The following is a 21470-nucleotide window of genomic DNA, read 5'->3' on the forward strand; positions in this document are numbered from 1 at the left end:
GTCACGAGTCCTCGGTGAGCGTGCGTTCACGACCGGTCAGCAGTGTTGACAGTGATTGTGGGCTATGCGCAACGAGGACAGCGACGAGGTTGCCCGCGAACAGTATGGTCCCGAAGAACGCGAGCATCCCAGCGACCAGCGCCGTGCCGTCCGGCGTCGCAAGCCACTGATTGCTCACGAGGAGGCCGTACGCAATTGTCAGTGTCATACCATCTATTGCCACGATTCGGTGGTCGTACAGGTCATCGACCATCGGCACGTCCTCGAAGCCGAGACGGTCGCTGTACCGGTGGACCCAGACGATGAACGGGACGACGTGATACAGCGTCCCGAAGACAACAAAGCCGACACCGCCGACGAGTAGCACTGTCGACGGCTGACCGAGCAGCCCAGTGTAGGCGAGCGGGTCGTTCCACCACGCAACCATCGTCAGCCCTGCCCAGAGAAACAGCGACGATGCCGCGACGCTGTAGCGGGTCAGCATCGGTGACCACTCGACACGCGCACCGACGAGCTGTCGCGCCAGAAGCACTGCCACCACGCCGAGACCAGCAGCGACGAGAACTGCGCCGAGTCGGGCCAGAATGGGTGATCCGACCAGACGACCGCTGGCCAGCGTGAGAACGCCGAGCGGATAGACGGCCGTTTCAGCCCGCTGCATCGCCGCGGCGATTCTACCGGTGTCCGCCTGCGTAAACATCGGGGCGAGCTGTGCCAGTGCGCCCACGACAGTCGTCAAGACCGCGCCGAACACGGCGAGCGTCCCATGTGCCAATAAGAGTCGGTGTCGGCCGATTCCTAGCAGCGGGAGGATGCCGGCAGCGTGGTCCAGAGCCAGCACCATTCCGGCGGCCGTCACGAGGGCAAAAAACACCAATGCCCAGCCGAAATGGATTGCCGTGACATCGAGCGCTGCAGCGAGTAGCGTCCGACCGATATTGTAACAAAGGGTCCAGACACCGATCAGCGCGACCGCTCCAGCGACTGGTAACAGAGCAGGAGTCGCTGTCAGGAACGCAGCCGCCAGACCCGCGAACCCGACCGCGGCGAGTGGTAACTGCGCAGCAGCGAGGCGGTGGGAGTGGAGTTCGATTCCACACCAGACCGGAACGAACTGTGTCAGTGCGCCCATGATGGTGAGACAGACCCACCCTGCAAGCAAGAGGTGGACCTGCGCGAGGTGGCCGGCCCGCCCCTCAACGACGCCAACAGTGACACCGGCGACTAGAAACGCCAGCGCGACAACGAAATGACGGAGCGGAATCGTCATCGGCGGCGCGGCGTCTGCGTCCACGTCGGCAGGTATTCCACTCATTGTCGTCTAGTATGACCCTGTCCCTGCTGGCAATGTGGCCGAATATGTTCGGGAAAACAGTCGGCCTGCTCACACCCGAACAGGAATATATGACGTCGAACCACCAGCCAACAGCGCAAACCGCGGCCCTGGTTTCGGAAACGGATGCACCCGATGACACACCGACGGAGCGGCTTGATGTTCGGTCGCTCGGGCCGCCGAAGCCGCTCAAGCAGACGCTGGAGTTGCTCGCGGACTTGGACGACGACACTGTCCTTGTCCAGTTCAACGACCGTGCTCCGCAGCACCTCTATCCGAAGCTCGAAGACAGAGGCTACGATTTCGAAAGTGTTGAGACCGAGGACGCGACAGTAACAGTCATCTGGCGCAGATGAGTCGGAACACAGAGCCACCTGTCGACGTGGAAGAAGCGATCGCTCGGATCGACAGTCGTGGAGCGAAGATTCAGCGGGAGCAACTCGAACGAACGCTGTCACAGCTACAGCAGGACGGCGAACTGACGGCTGACCAGCGGCTGGCGGTTGAAGAGCTGAGCGAACGGCTCGTCGACCGATTGCTCGCTGTCCCCCAAGCAAGTCTACAGGACGCGGCGAAGAGTGCGGACGACGAGCGGATCGAAACGGCGATCTCCCTGTTCGAGTGAGCCTATTCTGACGACGACGCCAGAACGAGCAGTGCATCGCTGTCCGCCGTTGCGGCGGGGGAGATGTCTTGGTCACCCTCAAACCGAACGATGTCTCCCGGCGAGAGCGACATCGTCTCGTCGCCGAGCGTCAGATCCACGGCGCCCGACCGGAGGAGGAACACGATATCCCGACCGGGATGCTTGTGAGCCGGAATCGACTCTCCCGCATCGAGTGTCAACTGGATGGTCTTTGGCTCCCCGTCGAACACCCTCATCCGGCCGTCCTCGTCGCCGTCGAGCGTTGCTCGTTCCGTTTCTGCGGCTGTCGATTCGCTCATTGTTTCGGAAGGTCGGCGACGTACTTCTGTGGGCCGTCCTGCTCGCACTGGTAGTTCGCCGCGTCGAATGTCTCAACCTCGGCTTGCATCTCGTAGAACAGCGGCTTTGGCTCGTGGTCGTTGATAATCCGAAGCGTCTCCCCAGCGGACAGCGCCTCAAAGGAGTCATGTATCTTCGAGTGTCGCTCCGGCGGCGGCGTCTCGCGTAGGTCGAGTGTGGTTGCTGGCATCACCTGAACGTTTGCCGGGAGTCGGGGAGGGGGTTCCCCCGAACACGTTCGGGAGTAAGTCCTGATGTACGCCGCCCGTTTTGTTCAATATGAGCTTTCTCTCCGGCCTCCGTGGCGGCTCAGATGTCGGGTTCGATAGCTACGGGACGTTCGTTCCCGAACACAACCCGGATCCCGGCCCGTTCCTGTCTGAAACAGCGGTACTGACCGGCGACGATCACGCCGCGTTCCACCGTCTCACGATGGACCTGTTCGACGAGCGCGGCGTGTACGACATGACGTTCGGGTACAACCTCGCACGGCTAAATCTCGACCACCGGCACCCTGACGCTGGCTTCCGCTACGGCCGTGAAACGGACGATAATCGTGTTCTCAGGGCGGAGTTCACGCCGACGACAGAGTTCTGCCCCCAGAGCGACACGCTGACTGTGGGCGCGTTCCGCGCCTGGAACGGGCTGGCGGACCGCCACGAGTACGACCTTGTCCGTGTCCGCGTGAGCCCGGATCACCACCAGAGCACCAGTATTAACGACAAACTCCAGCAACTCGAAACGCGGTACCGGCAAACCGGGCAACTCCGGCCTGACGATGAAGACGAATCGTCCGACGATAGCGCCCTGTTCTGACAGTGGACCGTCTCGGAGTAGTGCTCTCTGTGCACTCACGCCGATACAATCACTGAATAGGTGTGCCGACCCGGGCAATCACACTGCCACAATACTGCGGGCATAAACAGCCCATTTTGACGGTTGAGGACATGAAAACCATTATACGGTTTGCTGGGCGACATATCGTATACTGAGCCGACTGGGTGGGATATCGGTGGCTTGGTGAGATAGTGGAGAGCCCTCCACAACAAAAAGCAATAACGTGTCAAAAGAAGATGATATCGGGTTACTTCCGGCGCGGCGTCGCAACTGCTTGGAGGCGGAGCTGAGATGAGCAGCGGCATCTTTCGGGATGCGGACGGCACCTACAACAAGCGGTTTCTGGGACTGGTTCTTCTCGTTTTACTCGCCGTCATCGGTGCTGGCGTTGGGACGCTTGGTCTTACCGACAACAACGACTCGGCACCCGACCAGCCCGCCACCGAGATGACGCCAAGTCCGACAGAGTCGACACCAACAGAGACACCGGACGGAGCTGACGCAACGCCGACTGAAAGCGGCGGCAGTGGCTCGCCACCCCCGAGTGCGCTCCTGTCCGAAACCCCAACAGAGATGCCGGCTAACAATCAATCGGACGAGACCACCGCCAGCAACACGACGGTTGAATAATCCGGCAGCAAAACAGTGGGTCCTCAGGAAAACAGTAGATTGAGGTTGAATCCAGTCACGACGAGTCCCAGCACTGTCAGGAGCGCCGGCGGGCCGTAGTAGAGCAGCGGGTCCTCCTCCAGCACGCCGCCCCAGATGCTCAGGCCGAGACAGCAGTAGATAACAAGGAGTTTGAGGCCGAGGAAGCCGCCCCCGCCGAACGACTGGATCGCCCACCGGATCGCGGGATTCGCCTCGGTGAACGTCGGGACGAAATAGACGATGGCGATCGTGGTAACCACGTCACCGACGCCGTAGGTCGCCAGCGCCACCGCCCACACGCTGGAAAAGGACCGGCCGGAGAAGGAACTCCCTTCCAGTGTCAGCCAGTCACCATCGGCAGCACCCATACTGCATTGGGGTATGGTCAGCGGTCATATATACTCCGAGCACCAGTTATCGTATTTGAAATCTACATCTCGATGTGATCCCTCCGAAGATATCGAGTCGGAGCCTTCGTATAGGCACTCAAAGGCATATCGTAGCCTAATGAAGCCCATGGGCGATAATCAGTAGCCACTCGTATTCATCTGTGAATCTCAGGTACTATGAGTAGGTGTCGAGTCGTTGGACAGGCACGCCTCAACGGTCGCCATTCGCTGAGTTGCCGACGCGAGGGTACGTGTGCTGCCGACGCGGGTGCATGGAAAGGGACTTATCTTGTGGGCGGCCACGACGAGGTAATGAGCCTGTCCGACGCGGACCACGAACTCGTGGTCGAGGAGATCGGTCGGGAGCCGACACGGGCGGAGGCCGCTCTCTTCGAGAACCTCTGGAGCGAACACTGCGCGTATCGCTCCTCTCGCCCCCTGCTGTCGGCGTTCGACTCCGAAGGCGATCAGGTCGTCATCGGCCCCGGCGACGATGCAGCCGTCGTCTCCCTGCCGTCCCACGGCGACGGCGATGAGATGTACATCACGATGGGCGTCGAGTCCCACAACCACCCGTCCTACGTCGACCCGTTTGACGGGGCGGCGACGGGTGTGGGCGGTATCGTCCGCGACACGCTGTCGATGGGGGCCTACCCCATCGCACTGGCCGACTGTCTGTACTTCGGTGACTTCGACCGGGAGCACTCCCGCTATCTCTTCGAGGGCGTCGTCGAGGGTATCTCCCACTACGGGAACTGCATCGGCGTCCCGACTGTCACCGGGAGCGTCGCCTTCCACGACGACTACGAGGGCAACCCACTGGTGAACGTCTCCTGTATCGGCCTGCTGGAGCCCGAGCGGACCATCACCGCCGAGGCCCAGGAGCCGGGCAACAAGCTCGTCCTCGTCGGCAACGCGACGGGGCGGGACGGGCTCGGCGGCGCGTCCTTCGCCAGCGAGGACCTCGCGGAGGACGCCGAAACGGAGGACCGGCCGGCCGTTCAGGTTGGCGACCCGTACTCGGAGAAGCTGCTCGTCGAGTGCAACGAGGCGCTACTGGACGAGGAACTCGTCGAGTCGGCCCGCGACCTCGGGGCCGCTGGCCTCGGCGGCGCATCGTCCGAACTGGTCGCCAAGGGTGGCCTCGGCGCACGTATCGAACTCGACCACGTCCACGAGCGTGAGCCCAACATGAACGCCATGGAGTACCTGCTCGCCGAGAGCCAGGAACGGATGGTGTACGAGGTCACGCCCGAGGACGTCGACCGCGTGGCCGAACTCGCTGAGCGGTTCGACCTCGGCTGTTCGGTTATCGGTGAACTCACTGAGCCGGGCACGAACTACGTCTGCACGTTCGAGGGCGAGACGGTCGTCGATGTGGACGCGGAGTTCCTCGGTGACGGTGCGCCGATGAACGACCTGCCCAGCGATGCGCCGCCGAAACCAGAACGGGACCTGCCGGCGGTCGAGTTGGAGGAAGCCTTTGAGGAGGTCGTCGGTAGCCCGAACTGCGCCTCGAAGCGGTGGGTGTACCGCCAGTACGACCACGAGGTGCAGGTCCGAACGAGCGTTCTGCCCGGCGACGACGCCGCACTGCTCGCCATCCGCGAGGCCGGGACCGGACTGGCGTTCTCTGCCGGCGCGGACCCCAACTGGACCGACGCCGCGCCGTACGAAGGCGCACGCGCCGTCGCGCTGGAAAACGCCACGAACGTCGCCGCGAAGGGCGCGACACCCCACGCGGCCGTGGACTGTCTGAACGGCGGCAACCCCGAGAAGCCCGACGTCTACGGCGGCTTCAAAGGCATTGTCGACGGCCTGGCGGACATGTGCAGCGACCTCGACGTGCCGGTCGTCGGCGGCAACGTCTCACTGTACAACGACTCACAGGACGGACCGATTCCGCCGACGCCTACGCTCGCGCTGGTCGGGGTCAAGGAAGGCTACGACGCCCCGCCGCTGTCGCTGTCCGGCGAGGGCACGCTCGTCGTCGTTGGCGACACCGCACTGGAAGGTGAGACTGATCCGCGACTCGGCGGGTCCGAGTACACCGCGCAGTTCGGGGGTACTGACCGCTTCCCCGCTCTCCAAGCTGACTCGACAGAGGTCATCGAAACCATCGCCGAGGTCGCCGACGCCGACCACGTGCTTGCGAGCCACGACGTGAGCCATGGTGGCCTCGCGGTAACGCTGGCTGAGATGGTCCACGAGGACGCCGGCGCGTCGGTCGAAATTGAAACGGCAGAACGTGGCACTCCGAACCGGCTCCTGTTCAACGAACGACCTGGCCGCGTGGTGTTCGAGACCACCGACCCGGCGGCGATCCGGGAGGCCTTCGACGACGTGGCTCCGGTGACAGAACTGGGCGAAGCAGACGGTTCGAGCGGACTCGATATTACGGTCAACGACGAGACGCTGGCGTACAACGCTGCGGACATCGCCGACCTGCGCTCGGTCATCGAAGACGAACTGGCCTGATTACCAGCGGACATCGAACCGCGCACCGCCCATTTCGCTCTCAGAGACTGTGACCGACCAGCCGTGCGCTTCAGCGATGCTCTGAACGATTGACAGGCCGAACCCTGTCCCGTCCGAGTTCGTTGAGTAGCCGTGTTCGAACACCAGCGCACGGTCGTCCGGTGGAATGCCAGGGCCGTCGTCCGCGATGGAGAACCCGTTTTGCTCGTGGGCCTCGGGCGCGGAAACGACAACGGTGCATTCCGCGCCGGCGTGCTCGATGGCGTTCCGGTAAAGATTCTCGAATAGCTGCTGGAGGCGCTCTGAGTCCGCCTCGATGACCGATTCGGTTTCGACCGTGAGCGTTGCCTCCTCAGTTTCCACCTGTTGCCATGCGTCGGCTGCGACGATTTCGAGGGAGACGCTCGCGGTCTCTCCAACGACCCGTCCCTGCCGAGCGAGCGTCAGTGTGTCATCAAGAATCCGTGCCATCCGCTCGTGTGCCGCAGCGACCTCCTGTAGCCCCTCCTGCACAGCCGTATCCTCGATGTCATCGAGCAGGAGATGGGTGCGGCCGGATGCGACGTTCAACGGATTCCGAAGGTCGTGGCTGACGATACTGACAAACTCATCAAGGCGCTCGTTCTGGTGTTTCAGCTGTTGTTCGCGGCGCTTTCGTTCAGTGATATCGGTATATATGCCGTACCCTTCCAGCTGGTTGCTGTCATGAGTGACAATGGTGCTCCGGAACAGGTAGGTCCGGACTTCCCCTGATGCAGTCATCCGTCTGACCTCTTGCTCTGACTGGCCGGTCTGTTCCCACCAGTCTGCCCTGATAACTTCGGCGTCGGCTCCAGGCGGCGCGAGGAGTGCCCGAAGCGCTGTTCCGACTGCATCTGTCCGGTTATAGCCGAACGAGTCCGCGAACGCTTCGTTGATCGACTTGACGTATGGTTCTCGCTGCTCAAACTCGACGACGACAGCCGGATTAGGGATGTTCCCCAGGAGCGCATCAAACCGTTCTTGTGCCGCCAGCTGTACGCGGAGTTCACTCGCGACGAGCGCGATATATCCCTCGTTGTCGTGTTGAATTATATCACAGATGTCCTGTGCATCCGTGCCGTCTATCTCCATTTCGCCACCAATACCGAGGTCAGCCATCGCGTCGTCGACAATAGCCGATGCCTTTTCGATACCAACCGTTTCAGCGAACTTTGAAACGAGCCCTGTTCGATTCATCTGTTACTCCGGCAGTGCAAAGAGCACCGTTGTCGTGTTGTGGAAGCCGCTGAGCTGTCCAGCCTGCATACACAGTTCCCCGTACGTCTCGAACCCAGCAACTGGGGCCGAGAGGGTCGATGTAATCCCATCGACAGCCGATGAAAACGCGTCGTCGAAGAGAATTTGGCGGCACGCACAGTCGTAGACGAACGCGCCAGCGATATGACCGTCACACAGCGAAACAGCGTCTGCAGCAGCCTGCTTGGCGGACGCGATCTGGTCCGCTCTGTTGCCATGCATTATACGGAGGACAGTCCCCTCCGGAATATCGACGGCGAACTGCAGTGCGCCAGTCTCTTCAATCGCAGTCCGGGGCCAGCGGATCTTGTAGCTCTCGCCTTGGTCGATGCCGAACAGATATGCGACCATGAGCTTCCTGAGTTCCGCTGAACCGACTGGGACATCATCGACCGTTATTCCTGTTGTCTCCGCAACGTGGTCTCGAACAGCGTCTTTCCACACGTCAAACGCTGGTTCACCGTTGAGTTCGTGCACCACGTTTCCGGAAACGTCGGTTACCTCCCACGGCTCTGAGATAGGGGTGTGACCGTGGTTGACGGTAATTACCGGTCGCTTTTCGCCGGAGATGAGCACGAGAACGACTGCGTCCTCGACAACCGACTCATCGCAAAACACTGGTGTCGACTCCATTCGGAGACCGTCAGACGCCGCCCCACCTGCGAATTCGACATAGGGGCCAAGCCGCCGCTGGACCGACAGCGACAACTGTTCACCGACGCCTGCGAGCCCGTCGTGGAGCACGAGCGCTGACTGATATGGTTGATCAATGTTTTCGGGAAGCGATCGGACAGCGTCTCTGACAGCCCCGCGGGTGTTCTCGCTGAGACCAGTGGCGAGGGCCGTATCGAACCGGAACGAGTCACTGGTAACGAGTGTGACTGCCACGCCGGCGTCCATCGCTCGCTCTTCGGTGAACGTACCGCCAGCCGTACAGCCGACAACGGCTGTCTCGTCGTCAACGAGCGCATTCACGCCTGCCAGAACGGCTTCAGCATCGAATCCTGAGCCAGCAAACACTTGACAGAAATCCACCCGCTCGGCGTCCAGTCGGTCGCGAGCAGTGCTGGTCGCCTCTTGGCCAGCGCGCCGACCAGCGGTCGCCACTGACGTTCCTGTTGCGACCACCGTACTCACCTCCGACTGGGACGGCATAGTACAACAGTTGTTAGCGTGGAAACCTATATACTCTCCCCAGAAGTATCAGATATGATATTCATGCCGGCCGCCGTGGTCATGTCAACCTGATCAGGCAAGCGCCAGCGCGATGCCGAAGGTAAGCACCAGTCCGACCAGCAGTACGCCGAGCCCTGTCCCGACTTGAGACATCGTGAACGGGCTCTGTGGGGCCGTCGACCGAAGCGGCGGTTCTCGCGCGGGCAGTTCGACGTGTTCAGGGTCGTAATCCGGCCGGTCCTCCTCGTGGTGGTCGTCTGCCATAGCCGGTCTTTCCGGGGCGTCCTACGTGTAGCTGTCGGATTATCACTGCGTACTCAACCAGACACTTGCACCAGTCGAAACGGTCAAACGGCGTTGCGTCGAACCCACAGGTATCGAATGACGCTCACGAAACGGATCATCCCCTGTATCGACGTGGACGTGGACGAGAACGGGGACGCGGCGGTGTACACGGGAGTCAACTTCGAGGATCTGGAGTACACCGGCGACCCGGTGGAGATGGCCAAGGCCTACAACGAATCCGGCGCCGACGAGTTCGTCTTTCTGGATATCACCGCCTCCGCTGAGGGGCGTGAGACGATGCTCGATACTGTTTCGGCCGTGGCCGACGAGGTGTTCATCCCGCTGACCGTCGGCGGCGGTATCCGTACCCGTGCCGATATTAAAGAAACGCTTCGGGCCGGTGCGGACAAGGTATCCATCAACTCCGGCGCTATCGCCGAACCTGACCTCATCAACGAGGGCGCGGCAGCCTTCGGGAGCCAGTGTATCGTCATCTCCGTCGATGCCCGCCGTCGCTTCGATTCGGAGGGCGAGCACTACACCGAGGTCGACGGCGAGTCCTGTTGGTTCGAATGCACCGTCAAGGGTGGTCGCGAGGGAACCGGACTGGATGTCATCGAGTGGGCCACAGAGGCCGAAGAGCGCGGTGCCGGTGAACTGTTCGTCAACTCTATTGACGCCGACGGAACGAAAGACGGGTACGACATCCCGCTGATGCAGGCCGTCTGTGACACCGTCTCGACACCGGTCATCGCTTCCTCGGGCTGTGGTAGCCCGGCGGACATGGAGGAAGTGTTCGTTGACGCCGGCGCAGACGCCGGTCTCGCCGCCTCCATCTTCCACTTCGGCGAGTACTCCATCGCCGAGACCAAAGAGTATCTCGACAGCAAGGGGATTCCAGTCCGACTGTAACGCCGTCTCCGACTTAGGGTCGAAATAGTAAATACCCGTACCTGTCTATTTCTTTGTATGACGCAGTTTTCTCGGCGCCCCGGATGGCCTCGGTTTTCTCCGCGTCTCGGCGTTCGATATCCGTTCTCGGTGGCGGGCACATCTCTTTCAGTCACTGGCAGCACCTGTCAACGGGATAGACAGTCCCCGACGAGTCAACTGACCGAGCGACCGTGGAGGAACACCGCCGGAGAACCGCAGCACTGTGGCCAGGCATCGGGCAGGTTTTATTTGCCCAACACGGAGAATCAACAATGAAATGGCGGTGTGAATGGTGTGGCAAACCCCACGAGGAGAACGACCCGCCATGTGACAATTGCGGCCACGGTTCCTTCGAGGAGGCCGTGACGCAGGTCAACGAAGAGGTCGTCGAGGGCGGGCCCAGATGGGTCTGTCTGGACTGCGGTCGCCAGCACCAGAAGAACTCCCCGCCCTGCAAACGCTGTGGTGGGAGTAACTTCGAGCGGCGGATGGGGCCACCGGAAGACGATCCGCTCGATGACATACAGACCGGCTGGCTGGATGTGCTTGAGACGAAGTACGTAGTCGGCTACGCCGCTGTGGCGGTGTTGCTCGGGCTTATCGTGCTCGCTGCTGTGGGCGGTATCACGCTGCCCGGCTTCGCCGCCGAAACCCCTGCCGGCCCACCGCCGATTGCGTCCCCCGCTGGAAGCGGCGACACCGTCAACTCGCTCTCGATCGCCGATGTCGAAGACACCTACATCGACGTGTACAACGTCCGGCGGTCGGGCGTCGGCGGCGGGACGGTCTCACGGAACGCGACCGTCGACGACGCTGCAGCCTACTACAACAAGGGCCGTGTCGATGCGAGGTACGACAATGCGGAGCGGCCCACGCGGGAGGGCGTTTCTCGGTTCTCTCTCCCCTGTGAGCGCCCAGTTGTGGTCAGCTATGAAGTGGCCTACGACCGAACGCCACAGTCACTCGACCAGTTCCAGAACGAGACGGCGCTGGCGACCGCGCTCGTCGATAGCTACCTCGAACGGGGCAACAGAATCCAGCGAGCAGACACCGGACTGATTGGCCTCGATATCCACGTCGGTCCGGACGAACGTGTGTTCGTCACGTACGTGCTCTGTTAGAAGTTACGCGGCGGCTTCGAACGCGTCAGTGAAACTGTCAGTCTTCTCGATAACGGCGTTGGTCCCGTCTTCGAGGGCCTCGAGCGCGTCAACGCCCTCCTCGGTCTTGATGGTCAGGACCGGGTCCGTCTGGCCACCGGACTGTTCCGGGTTCACGTCGTAGGTCGCCGCCGTGACGCCCTCCGTCTCCAGTAGCGCTCCCTTGATGACGTTCATGAACGTGTGGTCCTCACCAGCGATTTCGATAGAGAGTTCCGTGTCGGATTTGTCGATAACGCGAAGGTCCATACCCACTGTTTGGTCACCTGCGACCCATCAACGCTTCGCTTCCCGTCCGTTGTGTCGGTGACACCGTGAGACCAGGCGCTACACGAGTGCGTACACCATCAGGAAGCCAAAGTAGATGAGCACGAGTGCGCCCAGTGCCTGGAGTCGGAACGTCGAAAGCGACTCTTCTTCCTCGTCGTGGGCCGCCCGGAAGGCTTCGACCTCCTCGTCGTCGAGTTCGTTGGGGTGGGCCAGGCCGCGGTGGAGCGCGAGCCAGGACTCGCGGGCGAGCGGCCGGCCGCAGTACGAACAGCTGTAGGCCGTGGCGTCGGCCGGGACATCGTAGGCTGCGTCGTCGTCGGTACGTGTCGCTGCCGTATCAGCCGCTGGTTGGGTTGCTGTGTCAGTCATAGATGTGGGAGTGCCACCTCCGGCTGGGAGACGACCCAGAGGCTCGTCATCGTGTAGAACACCATAACCGCGATGAAGGGGTACTGCGACCGAATCGCCTGCAGTCGCGCGGGAAACAGGTCGTACGCGGCGGCGTGGGCCACCCAGATTGCGACTAGGTGGCCAATGATGACCGACGCGAGCGCGACCGCACCGAACCACGCCGGCAGGTCAATGGTCGGCACTACTGCCGGGTCCGCAAAGGGCGACGCGAGCGCAACGGCCAGCGACGGTGCGAGTACGAGGAAGTACCCGAGGTAGTGCGCGAAGTGGTAGCCGACGGCGATAGCGACGAGCGGCGGCGCGAACCGCTGTGCGAGAACCGCCGGGGCCAGATACGTCTCCGACATATCGCGGGAGAGCCGGACTGCGAGTCGATACACGCCGAGGAAGCCGGCGAAGCCGACGGCGAGCGCGACCGGATACAGGAGGTGCGGCGGGACACCGGCGTCGACGATCGGCGTCGTCAGGTCGCGCCAGGCCGGCGTCGTGACCAGCCCGTCGTAGGTCGTAACCCACAGCAATGCGACCACGAACGCCACCTCATCAGGACCGTCGACCAGCCGCGGCGTCGAGAGGTCCATGCCGGGGAGCCGAAGTCGGAGCCCGTTCTCGTCGCGGCCGATGGGCGCAAAGCGGCCGTAGTAGCGGAACACCCGTTCAACCGGGTCAGCGTGAGCAAACCAGTCATCGGGACCGAACACGAGCGCGCCCGCAAGCGTCAGCACGGTGTATCCGGCGACGACCGACGCGAGCAGGCGCGGCTGGTCGGCGAGCGGGCTGACGACTTCCAGCCACACCAGCACGAGCAGGCCGCCGACGGCGGGCCACGACCCGACGCGGTCTGGGTACGGACGGTCAAGTGCCGGGAAGAGTCGGGCAAGGGTCTTGAACGGATTGAGCGTTGCCCAGCTGTTACCCACGAGGTATGTCGTCATCGCCAGCCCGGCCCACCAGCCGACCCAGACGAGCAGTATCGCGAGGTTCGTTCGGGCGTTCGTCGGTCCGAGGAAGCCGACGACGAACACCGCGGCGAGTCCGGCGAGCCCGATGAGTTGCCCAGCGCGCCGCAGGATGCCTTCGAAACCGCCCGACAGCGGACGGCCCCAGTCGTGGATACGCTCCACGAACGTCCGGTCGGTGACGAACGACGCCAGCAGGAACGACGCGCCGACGGCCGCACCACCGGTACTCAGGAAGAGCCACGTCGGTATCGTCAGCGATTCGCGGCCGCCACCGGCGAGACTGCCGCCGTGTGCGCTCGCCGTCCCCGACGCGGCCAGCCAGCCCAGCCCACACACCACCAGCGCGACCGTACGACGCCTCCCAGATGTCATCGTCGGCAGTTGGGTCTTCGCCCCCGTGTAGCTTCCGGGATGTCGGCGAGTCACCCGTCGGACCGGGCTGGCGGCGGCACACTCCGCAGGGAATTGGATGGGCTTTTAGTATTCCGTTCGCAAGGGCCCTAGTATGAGTGTCTCCGATGAACACGCGGACGACGGGCACGGGGAACACCACCTCCCGGCGACGGAGGACTGGCCCCACGGGTTCGGCGAGGCCAGCTGGTGGCCCTTTGTGACGGCGATCGGTGGTTCGGGCATCTACGTCAGCGCGGCCCTGCTCGTGCTCTCGATGGGCGAGAACGCACTTGTCAGCCAGACTGTCGGGGCGGGAGCAATGGCCGGGAGCGTCGGCCTCTTCCTCGTCGGCATCTACGGCTGGCTGTACCACGCCTTCGTCTCGGACTTCTGGGAGCGCGGGACGGACTACCACTCGGACAAGACGCTGAAGTTCGCGATGCTCCTGTTCCTCGGGAGCGAAATCGCTACCTTCGGCGCTGGCTTCGTCTACTACTTCATCGTGCGTGGCGGCGAGGTCTGGACACAGGCGGCCGTTCCTGAGGTGTTCGGCTCACTCGTAATCATCAACACGCTGATTCTGGTTGCCAGTTCGGTGACGCTGCACTACAGCCACATCGCACTCCGCAACGGGAACCGGAGCCGGTTCGTGAAGCTCCTTGGCGCGACGCTACTGCTGGGAATCGTCTTTATCGGCGGGCAGGTGTACGAGTACTACGAGTTCATCGTCCATGAGGGCTTCACGGTCGGTGGCGGCATCTACGGCTCCGCGTTCTACGGCCTGACGGGGCTTCACGGCCTCCACGTCACGATGGGTGCCGTGCTTCTGGGTATTGTCTTCACCCGCGCGTACTACGGTCAGTACTCGGCTGAACGGCACACCTCCGTCTCGACGGCATCGATGTACTGGCACTTCGTCGACATCGTCTGGATTTTCCTCGTCGTCGTGCTCTACATGGGCGCGAATCTGGTGTAGGCCGCCGACGAGTTTTACACAGCCGCCGCTCGTTTCACACGCATGGACCAGCTAGACGTCAGCGGGAGCTTCGACGTACACGAGTACCGACACGGGCTCAAGCTGCTGAAAGACGACCGCGGGACGATGACGCTGTCGAACCGGAAGGGGTTCGCCTGTCCGGCCTGTGGCAACGAATTCGAGACGCTCTTTATCAGCGACAAACGGACAAACACCTTTGGAGACCCCGGATCGCCATTCTGTCTGGTTCGGACAGACGACCAACTACTGGTCCTGACACATTGAGTCGTATCGACCCCGGTAACAAGGCTTATGCCACCCCATCCGATTCGGTGAGGTATGCATCGGATTGTCCCTGCCATCGGTCTTGCTGCTCTGGTTGTTCTCTCCGGCTGTGTGACAGCAACGGTTGACTCAACAGTGACCGCCGACGGCGCTGTTTCGGAGTACGACCTGACCCTTGAAATGTCCCCATCGGTGTACGACGGCCTGCAGAATCAGGCCCAGCAGGAGGGCTATGACTCGGTCGAAGGATATCTCCTGGCTGACGTGAACACCAGTCGAATGTCGAACTACACGTACGAGCAAGAGCTGGAAGGCGAGAACGTTACACTCTCGATGACGTTCGCGGACTGGAACCCCGGCCCAGAAAGCGACGTATCGGTCAACGCGAGCGAGGGCAACGTCACGTACGAAGACCGGACGTTCGTCACTGCGAACGAGGACACTGACGTGGCCTTCGGCAACGGCGTCGCGGTCGAGTACCAGGTGACGATGCCTGCCGATATCTCGTCTTCGAACGCTGATATCGTTCAGAACGAGACCGCCGTCTGGGAGTACGCTGCTGACGAACCGGTCGACGAACCGATCCGCGCGACCAGCCCTGCACCGTCGTCGGCCTTCGGTCCCGGAATGGGGATTCCCGTCGCCGTCGTGGCACTGCTTGGGGCCGCACTGCTGGCCAGTCGGGACTAAGTAGCTGCAAGCGTCACCACACACTGTTTTTTGTACCCGAATTCAGCGTCCACAGACGCTGGCTGGGTAGCTATTACTCTTCCAGACAGTGACACGAGCGATGTCGCTAATATATTTACTATTTTATAATGTGTGTTTATTGCCGTTTCGTCCGGACACAGGACGATGCGCGCAGCCAGACTCCACGAGTACACGCACGATATGTCGAACGGGCTCTCAATAGACGAGGTAGATGCGCCGCAGGTCGCATCCGGGGACGATGTTATCGTTGAGGTCGAAGGGGCCGGCTGGTGCCAGACTGACAATCATATCATCGAGGGAATGTGGGAACAGTACGTCCCGCAGGACCTCCCGATGACACTGGGCCACGAGAACGCCGGTACAGTTGTTGAGACGGGCAACGATGTCGACATAGTCTCGGAAGGCGACCAGGTCATCTGTCATCCAGTCCAGACCTGTGGCACCTGCCGACCGTGCCGTCAGGGTGAGACGATGTACTGCGAGAACGACGCGTTCAACGGGCTGACAACTGACGGCGGCTTCGCGGACCAGTTACGGACCAGCGACCGGTCGGTCATTCCATTACCCGAGGGCGTCGACCCGGCCGACATCGCGCCACACGCCGACGCCGGCATCACGGCCTACCACGCGGCGAAGAAGGCTGTCGACGGGCTCAACCCGGGCGACACCGCTGTGGTCATCGGCATCGGCGGCCTCGGTCACATCGGCCTCCAGTGTCTCGACGCCATGTGTGCCGCCGACCTCGTCGCCGTCGACATCAAGCAGTCCGCCCGCGACCTCGCCGACGACCTCGGCGCACACTCCACCATTGACCCCGAAAGCGAGGATGTCGCCAGTGAGGTCGAAGCCATCAGCGACGGTGTCGGTGCCGCGCAAGTGCTTGACTTCGTCGGAGCCGACGAAACGACGGCGCTCGCGCCCGACATCTGTGCTGCGGGTGGCGACCACCACATCATCGGCTACGGCGGCCACATCCACGAACCTGCTCAGGCGCTCGTCAACGGTGAATTCGCCTATCAGGGCAACATCGTCGGTCAGTACACTGAACTACAGGAACTGGTCGCGCTCGTCGACCGTGGCGCGGTCGACCTCCACACGACCCAGTACGACCTCGGCGAGGTGAACACCGTCGCACAGATGCTGGAAGACCGGGAGATCGACGGGCGAGCAGTCATCACGCCCTGAACGTCCTGTGTTGCGGTGTCGTATCGCCGGATAGAACACTCCTCTTCCGGCTCACCGCCCGTCGGCGCGAGTCTGTTCCGCTTCGTCAGCTAGATCGTGATAGCGTCTAAGAAACACGTCTCGGCTCACAGTCCCGGCACCGGCCGCTTCGAGTCGGTCTTCCAGCCCGGTCCGGCCGAAGTGACAGTACTCCCGATAGCAGGGCTTGCACAGATACTCGAAGGACTTGTCGTCGCGGTCCCAGCGGTTGCCATACTTGTCGTATTCTCGGGCATCCGACCGGGCAACCGTTTCACCGCAAGCGATGCAACAGACCTCTTCGTCGGTGGTGCGGTGCCAGGCGTTTCTGAAATCCATCAGAACCACGCTCCGTCTGACTGCCCGTACGTGTGTCCGTTGGACCGCTCTCCCGGGCACACAGCAGTACACGCCGGCAGTCTATACTGTGTGATCATCGTTTACAGACGGAAATCCTACCCAGAAGCCCGTCGCCGTATCGCCTCACTGACGAGGGTCGTTTTTACCCGGCTCGCGGGACACCGCCAGACCAGCGACGCAGGACTATGGCTGCTGACAGACCGTCTTCGGCATGAGACATACTCGTCAGAACGGCACTGGAGAGCGGAAGCCGGTGGAGGATTGTGAACCACGGTCGGAGCAAAGCTCTTCCCTAGTTCAAATCCCTCAGAAGCTTTCGCTCGTCACGTTTGTTCCTCGCAGAAAGCCGGTGGAGGGATTTGAACCCTCGGCCTAATCCTTACGAAGGATTCGCTCTGCCAGTCTGAGCTACACCGGCGCGTCGCTCGCGTACATCAGTTGTTGGACGCATAACCGCAATAAGGATTGCGAATCGGGGCCACCGAGAGGAACGTTCTCACTCCTCTCGGGACCCGACGACGGTGACCGGGTCGTCCGCCTCAAGCAGGACCTGCTGGGACACGCTCCCGAACACGGCCTTGCCGGTCGGCGACCGCTTTCGCGACCCCATGACGATCTGGTCGGCATCGAACTCGTCGGCCAGCTCGATGATGCCGTCCGCTGGCGGCTGCTGCCCCTCGGCTAGTTGGACATCGACGTCGTGGTCTTCGAGGTAGTCGCGAACGAGTCTGACTGTCGAGATCCGCTCGACGTTGCGTATCTCCTCGGGCGCTTCCGCCTCTTCTTTGGTCAATGCGTGCGTGATCACAGCCTCGATCTCGGTTTCAGCAGCCGGTAGCTCCGAGACGAAAGCGGCCTGGCCGCGGGCGCGGTCCTCATCGGCGTCGACGGGGACAAGTATCGTGTACATATTTTACCCTCCTAGATACAAGCGTCCGACTTCCTCGTCGTTAAGCAGTTCGGTCCCCGTGCCGGTGAACTTGATTTCGCCACTTGCAAGCACGAAGCCGCGGTCGGCGATAGAGAGCCCTTTCTCGGCGTTCTGTTCGACGAGCAGGATGGTGGTTCCGAGGTCGTTGAGTTGTTCGATGCGCTCGAACACGTCGTCAATAAACCGCGGTTCGAGGCCGATGGACGGCTCGTCGAGCATCATCACGTCCGGTTCGACCATCAGCGCGCGGGCCAGTTCCAGCAGACGGCGCTGGCCACCCGAGAGGGTGCCGGCCGACTGGCTCCGGAGGTCGGCGAGTACCGGGAACTCCTCGTACAGTTCATCGGCGCGGGCGGCGGCGCGGTCGTCGTCGTTGAACACGTAGCCGCCCATCAGCATATTCTCGTGAACGCTCATCCCAGGGAAGACGCTGGCGTCCTGCAGGACGTAGCTCATTCCATTGGCGAGGTTCTGCTGGGGCGACCGGCCGGTGATGTCCTCACCGCGGAACGACACCGCCCCGGTCTGGACGTCCGCAAAGCCGTAGATGCTCTTCATCAGCGTGGACTTCCCGGAGCCGTTCGGGCCGATGAGACAGGCGACCTGTCCGTCCTCGACGGCGATGCTCACGTCATGTAACACCGTGGTGTTGCCGTAGCCGGCCGTGACGTTCTCCATCCGGAGCACCGGGTCCTCGGTCGGTTCGTTCGTGGCGTCTGGTGTGGATGCCATACTCACTCCCTCCCGAGGTACGCGTCGAGCACGCGCTGGTCGTTCTGTATCTCTTCTGGCGTTCCCTCGGCGATGCGTTCGCCGTGGGCCAGAACGTAGATGCGGTCGGCGATATCCATGACGAAGTCCATGTTGTGTTCAATGAGGAAGATGGTCGACTCCTGCTCCTCGTTGGCGTTGCGGATGTAGTCGATGAGATTCCCCAGCATGGAGGGGTTGATGCCGCCGGCTGGCTCGTCCATCAGCAGGATTTCGGGTTCCGACATCAGTTCCATCGCGAACTCAAGCAGCTTCTGCTGGCCGAAACTCATCCGGCCAGCGCGGGTCTCCGCGAGTCCACCGAGGTCGACGTAGTCCAGCAGTTCGTCCGTGCGGGCGAGCAGGGAACTGTCCGGGCGACGCATGAGGCTGGAGACGTCAGCGCCACCCTCCTGGGCCGCAAGCAGCAAGTTTTTCCGGACGGTCATGTCTCCGAAGATACGGGTCTCTTGGAACATCCGGCCCAGGCCGGCCCGCGCGATCTTGTGTTCGGGCCAGTCCGTCACGTCCTCGCCTTGGAGATAGACCCGCCCCTCGTCGGGCGTTAGTGTCCCGGTGATACAGTTGAACAGCGTGGACTTGCCGGCCCCGTTCGGCCCGATGAGGCCGACGATTTCGCCACTGTGGATCGCGATGTCCACGTCGTCGACGGCGGTCAGGCCGCCGAAGCGCTTCGTGACGCCGTCCGTCCGCAGCACCGCACGACCGCTGTCCGTGTCGGGTGCCGGGCCGCTCGTTGCCTTACTCATCGGCACTCACCTCCGAGCCGTCGTCAGTGTCTGTGGCGGCCATGCCGCCGTGTTTGTAGTAGTCCATCTGGCTCGCGTATTCGCTGAGCGTTCCGACGACACCATTGGGGAAGCCAATGACCGTGATGATGACAGCCCCACCGAGCAGAACGAGCTGCAACCCGACCGCGTACGTCTCCACGAGTTCGATGATGGTGTGGAGGCCGAACGCGCCGATGACGGGGCCGGCGACAGTGCCGGACCCCCCCAGCAGCGCCATCGCGATCAGTTCTACGTTCCACGCGCCGTTGTAGGCCGTCTGGGGGTCGATGAACGTGTTGAACAGGCTGTACGCGGCGCCGGCAAAGCCTGTGAACAGGCCGGCCAGCATCCACGCGGCCGTCTTGTAGTAGGTGGTGTTGAACCCCATCGCCGTGGCCTTCTCCTCGTCATCGCGGATGGCGTTCAGGACGAAGCCAAAGCGCGTCCCCGAGAGGTAGTACACGAGCGCCATCTCGACGACGAGAACCCCCAGGAAGAGGTAGTAGAAGGTCTCACCCGACGGCGTCTGGAGCAGAATTTTTCCGCTGGCCCCGCCGGTGATATCGAGGTTCCGGGAGATCTGCTGCGCGGCCAGCAAGACGCCGAGCGTAGCGATAGCGAAGTAGTGCCCGCGGAGCCTGAGGACGATGACGCCGATGACGGCCGCGAAGGTCACCGCCAGCAGGCCGGCTAGAAGGAACGCGACCGGGAACGAGAGCGCGAAGTCTTTTGTTAGAATCGCTGTCGCGTACGCCCCAATACCGAAAAACGCCATGTTCCCAAAGCTCGGATAGCCGGTCTGTCCGCCGACGAGGTCCCAGGACAGCGCCAAGATGGCAAACAGGAACATCTCGGTGAAGACGGTCATCCGATAGCCAGCCTCCAGCCCCAGTAGCGGCAACGCGGCCGCGGCGAGCGTGCTGACGGCCAGCAGTTGCCAGCCGTAGGCGTCACATGTACTGAGGAACCGGTCGACCTGTTCGGGCGGAAGGACCGACCGGAGGACGCCCCGAGACTCCTCGTCGCTCGTGCTCATTGTTCAGCCCCCTGTCCGAACAGACCATTGGGTTTGACGACGAGCAACACGATGAGCGCAGTGAACGTCACGGCGAGTGTCCACTGCGAGGAGATGAACCCTGCGACCAGTTCCTCAACGGAACCCAGCAAGAGCCCGCCGATGAGCGCGCCGGGGATACTTCCAACACCGCCGAAGACGACGATGACGAAGCTCTTGAGCGTGTAGATGAGTCCCATCTGTGGCTGGATGTTCAAGATGACGGCGATGAACGCGCCGATACCGCCGGCGATAGCCGAGGAGACGCCGAAAGTCACCGCTCGGGTGTGTTCGACGTCGATGCCGACTAGCGCCGCGGCCTCGGGGTTCTGTGAGACGGCCCGTATCGCTCGTCCAGTCCGTGTCTTCTGGAGGAACACGTACAGGAGTGCAGTGAGGACGAGTGCGCCGGCGAAGGCAACGAGTTTCATCTTCGGGACGACAATGCCAGCGAGGTTCATCGACGGGTCCGCAAAGCTCACCTGAATCGATCGCGGGTTCGCCGACCACGCCTGTATCGCCAGCTGCTGGATGGCGATGCTCGCGCCGAAGGTCACCAGCAACGTGAGGAAGATGTCAGTCCCGATGACTCGTGAAACCAGTATCCGCTGGAGCGCGTACCCGATTCCGAACAGCACGGCGATGGCAACCGGGATGGTCGCCAGGAACAGGAGCGGCGACCCCTCCGCATTCCCGGTGACCAGCGTCAGCACCCAGTAAGAGGTGTAGCCACCGAGCATCACCATTTCGCCATGGGCGAGGTTGATGATGTCGACGACCCCCCAGATGAGCGCGAATCCGACCGCCACGCCTGCGAACAGCGCACCGACCAGCAGGCCGTTGACGACGAATTGGGTGGCAGCCATCG

General features: G+C 62.3%; 27 protein-coding genes and 1 tRNA gene. 11 read left to right on the forward strand and 17 right to left on the reverse strand.

Going from position 1 to position 21470, the window contains the following annotated elements; translation table 11 throughout:
• Position 1 precedes the first annotated feature (1 nt).
• Positions 2–1315 carry a hypothetical protein gene (locus RBH20_RS08915; protein ID WP_306707746.1) on the reverse strand — a complete coding sequence of 438 codons (1314 nt, stop codon included), beginning with the start codon at positions 1313–1315 and terminating at the stop codon, positions 2–4.
• Between the two features lie 11 nt (positions 1316–1326).
• Between RBH20_RS08915 and RBH20_RS08920 the strand changes: the two genes are divergently transcribed.
• Positions 1327–1689, forward strand: coding sequence for a DUF2249 domain-containing protein (locus RBH20_RS08920; protein ID WP_306707748.1), 363 nt, complete (start codon positions 1327–1329; stop codon positions 1687–1689).
• A complete protein-coding gene (locus RBH20_RS08925; protein WP_306707750.1) occupies positions 1686–1958 on the forward strand; it encodes a glutamyl-tRNA reductase in 273 nt (90 codons plus the stop codon). The genes RBH20_RS08920 and RBH20_RS08925 overlap by 4 nt, the downstream gene beginning before the upstream one ends.
• 2 nt (positions 1959–1960) lie before the next feature.
• Here RBH20_RS08925 and RBH20_RS08930 read toward each other — a convergent pair whose 3' ends face one another.
• Entirely contained in the window at positions 1961–2278 is a 318-nt protein-coding gene (locus RBH20_RS08930) for a cupin domain-containing protein (protein ID WP_306707752.1), read from the reverse strand.
• Positions 2275–2508: a DUF2249 domain-containing protein gene (locus RBH20_RS08935; protein ID WP_306707754.1), complete on the reverse strand. Its 234-nt coding sequence runs from the start codon at positions 2506–2508 to the stop codon at positions 2275–2277. The genes RBH20_RS08930 and RBH20_RS08935 overlap by 4 nt, the downstream gene beginning before the upstream one ends.
• A gap of 89 nt (positions 2509–2597) precedes the next feature.
• Between RBH20_RS08935 and RBH20_RS08940 the strand changes: the two genes are divergently transcribed.
• Positions 2598–3134: a hypothetical protein gene (locus tag RBH20_RS08940; protein WP_306707756.1), complete on the forward strand. Its 537-nt coding sequence runs from the start codon at positions 2598–2600 to the stop codon at positions 3132–3134.
• A 312-nt stretch (positions 3135–3446) separates the two neighbouring features.
• Positions 3447–3785 (forward strand): hypothetical protein, encoded by a 339-nt coding sequence (locus tag RBH20_RS08945; RefSeq protein ID WP_306707758.1) that lies wholly within the window; start codon positions 3447–3449, stop codon positions 3783–3785.
• A 23-nt stretch (positions 3786–3808) separates the two neighbouring features.
• On the opposite strand, the gene RBH20_RS08950 is transcribed toward RBH20_RS08945, so the two are convergent.
• Positions 3809–4174, reverse strand: coding sequence for a hypothetical protein (locus tag RBH20_RS08950; RefSeq protein WP_306707760.1), 366 nt, complete (start codon positions 4172–4174; stop codon positions 3809–3811).
• 333 nt (positions 4175–4507) lie between these two features.
• Here RBH20_RS08950 and purL point away from each other — a divergent pair, with 333 nt between their 5' ends.
• Entirely contained in the window at positions 4508–6673 is a 2166-nt protein-coding gene (purL, locus tag RBH20_RS08955) for a phosphoribosylformylglycinamidine synthase subunit PurL (RefSeq protein WP_306707762.1), read from the forward strand.
• Here purL and RBH20_RS08960 read toward each other — a convergent pair whose 3' ends face one another.
• The 3 genes from RBH20_RS08960 to RBH20_RS08970 all read right to left on the reverse strand — a co-directional run bounded on the left by RBH20_RS08960 (position 6674) and on the right by RBH20_RS08970 (position 9391).
• Positions 6674–7891 carry a HAMP domain-containing sensor histidine kinase gene (locus RBH20_RS08960; RefSeq protein WP_306707764.1) on the reverse strand — a complete coding sequence of 406 codons (1218 nt, stop codon included), beginning with the start codon at positions 7889–7891 and terminating at the stop codon, positions 6674–6676.
• 3 nt (positions 7892–7894) lie between these two features.
• Positions 7895–9106, reverse strand: a complete 1212-nt coding sequence (locus RBH20_RS08965; protein WP_306707766.1) for an FIST signal transduction protein — start codon at positions 9104–9106, stop codon at positions 7895–7897.
• Positions 9107–9199: 93 nt separating this feature from the next.
• Positions 9200–9391, reverse strand: coding sequence for a hypothetical protein (locus RBH20_RS08970; RefSeq protein ID WP_004591771.1), 192 nt, complete (start codon positions 9389–9391; stop codon positions 9200–9202).
• Positions 9392–9508: 117 nt separating this feature from the next.
• On the opposite strand from RBH20_RS08970, the gene hisF reads away from it, so the two are divergent.
• Together hisF and RBH20_RS08980 are read left to right on the forward strand one after the other, a co-directional pair.
• Complete coding sequence (gene hisF, locus RBH20_RS08975) at positions 9509–10324, forward strand: imidazole glycerol phosphate synthase subunit HisF (protein WP_306707769.1); 816 nt, start codon at positions 9509–9511, stop codon at positions 10322–10324.
• A 293-nt stretch (positions 10325–10617) separates the two neighbouring features.
• Positions 10618–11466 (forward strand): hypothetical protein, encoded by an 849-nt coding sequence (locus RBH20_RS08980; protein WP_306707771.1) that lies wholly within the window; start codon positions 10618–10620, stop codon positions 11464–11466.
• Positions 11467–11469: 3 nt separating this feature from the next.
• On the opposite strand, the gene RBH20_RS08985 is transcribed toward RBH20_RS08980, so the two are convergent.
• The 3 genes from RBH20_RS08985 to RBH20_RS08995 form a co-directional block, all read right to left on the reverse strand.
• Positions 11470–11754: a DNA-directed RNA polymerase subunit L gene (locus tag RBH20_RS08985; RefSeq protein ID WP_306707773.1), complete on the reverse strand. Its 285-nt coding sequence runs from the start codon at positions 11752–11754 to the stop codon at positions 11470–11472.
• Between the two features lie 78 nt (positions 11755–11832).
• The gene (locus RBH20_RS08990; RefSeq protein WP_306707775.1) at positions 11833–12144 is read right to left on the reverse strand and encodes a C2H2-type zinc finger protein; all 312 of its coding nucleotides are present in this window, start codon (positions 12142–12144) and stop codon (positions 11833–11835) included.
• Positions 12141–13487, reverse strand: coding sequence for a hypothetical protein (locus tag RBH20_RS08995; RefSeq protein ID WP_306710406.1), 1347 nt, complete (start codon positions 13485–13487; stop codon positions 12141–12143). Before RBH20_RS08995 ends, RBH20_RS08990 begins: the two co-directional genes overlap by 4 nt.
• Positions 13488–13653: 166 nt before the next feature.
• Between RBH20_RS08995 and RBH20_RS09000 the strand changes: the two genes are divergently transcribed.
• From RBH20_RS09000 to RBH20_RS09015, 4 genes are all read left to right on the forward strand, one after another.
• Entirely contained in the window at positions 13654–14517 is an 864-nt protein-coding gene (locus RBH20_RS09000) for a heme-copper oxidase subunit III (protein ID WP_306707777.1), read from the forward strand.
• Positions 14518–14559: 42 nt separating this feature from the next.
• The gene (locus tag RBH20_RS09005; RefSeq protein WP_306707779.1) at positions 14560–14802 is read left to right on the forward strand and encodes a flagella cluster protein; all 243 of its coding nucleotides are present in this window, start codon (positions 14560–14562) and stop codon (positions 14800–14802) included.
• A 54-nt stretch (positions 14803–14856) separates the two neighbouring features.
• Positions 14857–15492 carry a PGF-CTERM sorting domain-containing protein gene (locus RBH20_RS09010; protein ID WP_306707780.1) on the forward strand — a complete coding sequence of 212 codons (636 nt, stop codon included), beginning with the start codon at positions 14857–14859 and terminating at the stop codon, positions 15490–15492.
• A 165-nt stretch (positions 15493–15657) separates the two neighbouring features.
• Entirely contained in the window at positions 15658–16698 is a 1041-nt protein-coding gene (locus RBH20_RS09015) for an NAD(P)-dependent alcohol dehydrogenase (protein ID WP_306707782.1), read from the forward strand.
• A gap of 51 nt (positions 16699–16749) precedes the next feature.
• On the opposite strand, the gene RBH20_RS09020 is transcribed toward RBH20_RS09015, so the two are convergent.
• The 7 genes from RBH20_RS09020 to RBH20_RS09050 all read right to left on the reverse strand — a co-directional run bounded on the left by RBH20_RS09020 (position 16750) and on the right by RBH20_RS09050 (position 21468).
• Entirely contained in the window at positions 16750–17055 is a 306-nt protein-coding gene (locus RBH20_RS09020; RefSeq protein WP_306707784.1) for a hypothetical protein, read from the reverse strand.
• Positions 17056–17420: 365 nt separating this feature from the next.
• Positions 17421–17494, reverse strand: a tRNA-Thr gene (locus tag RBH20_RS09025).
• A 78-nt stretch (positions 17495–17572) separates the two neighbouring features.
• Entirely contained in the window at positions 17573–17986 is a 414-nt protein-coding gene (locus tag RBH20_RS09030; RefSeq protein ID WP_005538357.1) for a universal stress protein, read from the reverse strand.
• A gap of 3 nt (positions 17987–17989) precedes the next feature.
• Positions 17990–18739, reverse strand: coding sequence for an ABC transporter ATP-binding protein (locus RBH20_RS09035; RefSeq protein WP_306707787.1), 750 nt, complete (start codon positions 18737–18739; stop codon positions 17990–17992).
• A 2-nt stretch (positions 18740–18741) separates the two neighbouring features.
• A complete protein-coding gene (locus RBH20_RS09040) occupies positions 18742–19527 on the reverse strand; it encodes an ABC transporter ATP-binding protein (protein WP_306707789.1) in 786 nt (261 codons plus the stop codon).
• Positions 19520–20584: a branched-chain amino acid ABC transporter permease gene (locus RBH20_RS09045; protein ID WP_306707790.1), complete on the reverse strand. Its 1065-nt coding sequence runs from the start codon at positions 20582–20584 to the stop codon at positions 19520–19522. Before RBH20_RS09045 ends, RBH20_RS09040 begins: the two co-directional genes overlap by 8 nt.
• Positions 20581–21468: a branched-chain amino acid ABC transporter permease gene (locus RBH20_RS09050; RefSeq protein WP_306707792.1), complete on the reverse strand. Its 888-nt coding sequence runs from the start codon at positions 21466–21468 to the stop codon at positions 20581–20583. Before RBH20_RS09050 ends, RBH20_RS09045 begins: the two co-directional genes overlap by 4 nt.
• Positions 21469–21470: the final 2 nt, after the last annotated feature.

It is taken from the genome of Haloarcula sp. H-GB4 (assembly GCF_030848575.1).
Taxonomy (GTDB): Archaea; Halobacteriota; Halobacteria; order Halobacteriales; family Haloarculaceae; genus Haloarcula.

Excerpts from the sequence above, each read along its gene's own strand:
- RBH20_RS08915 (WP_306707746.1), bottom strand. The coding sequence starts at position 1,315 with ATGAGTGGAATACCTGCCGACGTGGACGCAGACGCCGCGCCGCCGATG.
- RBH20_RS08920 (WP_306707748.1), top strand. The coding sequence starts at position 1,327 with ATGACCCTGTCCCTGCTGGCAATGTGGCCGAATATGTTCGGGAAAACA.
- RBH20_RS08925 (WP_306707750.1), top strand. The coding sequence starts at position 1,686 with ATGAGTCGGAACACAGAGCCACCTGTCGACGTGGAAGAAGCGATCGCT.
- RBH20_RS08930 (WP_306707752.1), bottom strand. The coding sequence starts at position 2,278 with ATGAGCGAATCGACAGCCGCAGAAACGGAACGAGCAACGCTCGACGGC.
- RBH20_RS08935 (WP_306707754.1), bottom strand. The coding sequence starts at position 2,508 with ATGCCAGCAACCACACTCGACCTACGCGAGACGCCGCCGCCGGAGCGA.
- RBH20_RS08940 (WP_306707756.1), top strand. The coding sequence starts at position 2,598 with ATGAGCTTTCTCTCCGGCCTCCGTGGCGGCTCAGATGTCGGGTTCGAT.
- RBH20_RS08945 (WP_306707758.1), top strand. The coding sequence starts at position 3,447 with ATGAGCAGCGGCATCTTTCGGGATGCGGACGGCACCTACAACAAGCGG.
- RBH20_RS08950 (WP_306707760.1), bottom strand. The coding sequence starts at position 4,174 with ATGGGTGCTGCCGATGGTGACTGGCTGACACTGGAAGGGAGTTCCTTC.
- purL (WP_306707762.1), top strand. The coding sequence starts at position 4,508 with ATGAGCCTGTCCGACGCGGACCACGAACTCGTGGTCGAGGAGATCGGT.
- RBH20_RS08960 (WP_306707764.1), bottom strand. The coding sequence starts at position 7,891 with ATGAATCGAACAGGGCTCGTTTCAAAGTTCGCTGAAACGGTTGGTATC.
- RBH20_RS08965 (WP_306707766.1), bottom strand. The coding sequence starts at position 9,106 with ATGCCGTCCCAGTCGGAGGTGAGTACGGTGGTCGCAACAGGAACGTCA.
- RBH20_RS08970 (WP_004591771.1), bottom strand. The coding sequence starts at position 9,391 with ATGGCAGACGACCACCACGAGGAGGACCGGCCGGATTACGACCCTGAA.
- hisF (WP_306707769.1), top strand. The coding sequence starts at position 9,509 with ATGACGCTCACGAAACGGATCATCCCCTGTATCGACGTGGACGTGGAC.
- RBH20_RS08980 (WP_306707771.1), top strand. The coding sequence starts at position 10,618 with ATGAAATGGCGGTGTGAATGGTGTGGCAAACCCCACGAGGAGAACGAC.
- RBH20_RS08985 (WP_306707773.1), bottom strand. The coding sequence starts at position 11,754 with ATGGACCTTCGCGTTATCGACAAATCCGACACGGAACTCTCTATCGAA.
- RBH20_RS08990 (WP_306707775.1), bottom strand. The coding sequence starts at position 12,144 with ATGACTGACACAGCAACCCAACCAGCGGCTGATACGGCAGCGACACGT.
- RBH20_RS09000 (WP_306707777.1), top strand. The coding sequence starts at position 13,654 with ATGAGTGTCTCCGATGAACACGCGGACGACGGGCACGGGGAACACCAC.
- RBH20_RS09005 (WP_306707779.1), top strand. The coding sequence starts at position 14,560 with ATGGACCAGCTAGACGTCAGCGGGAGCTTCGACGTACACGAGTACCGA.
- RBH20_RS09010 (WP_306707780.1), top strand. The coding sequence starts at position 14,857 with ATGCATCGGATTGTCCCTGCCATCGGTCTTGCTGCTCTGGTTGTTCTC.
- RBH20_RS09015 (WP_306707782.1), top strand. The coding sequence starts at position 15,658 with ATGCGCGCAGCCAGACTCCACGAGTACACGCACGATATGTCGAACGGG.
- RBH20_RS09020 (WP_306707784.1), bottom strand. The coding sequence starts at position 17,055 with ATGGATTTCAGAAACGCCTGGCACCGCACCACCGACGAAGAGGTCTGT.
- RBH20_RS09030 (WP_005538357.1), bottom strand. The coding sequence starts at position 17,986 with ATGTACACGATACTTGTCCCCGTCGACGCCGATGAGGACCGCGCCCGC.
- RBH20_RS09035 (WP_306707787.1), bottom strand. The coding sequence starts at position 18,739 with ATGGCATCCACACCAGACGCCACGAACGAACCGACCGAGGACCCGGTG.
- RBH20_RS09040 (WP_306707789.1), bottom strand. The coding sequence starts at position 19,527 with ATGAGTAAGGCAACGAGCGGCCCGGCACCCGACACGGACAGCGGTCGT.
- RBH20_RS09045 (WP_306707790.1), bottom strand. The coding sequence starts at position 20,584 with ATGAGCACGAGCGACGAGGAGTCTCGGGGCGTCCTCCGGTCGGTCCTT.
- RBH20_RS09050 (WP_306707792.1), bottom strand. The coding sequence starts at position 21,468 with ATGGCTGCCACCCAATTCGTCGTCAACGGCCTGCTGGTCGGTGCGCTG.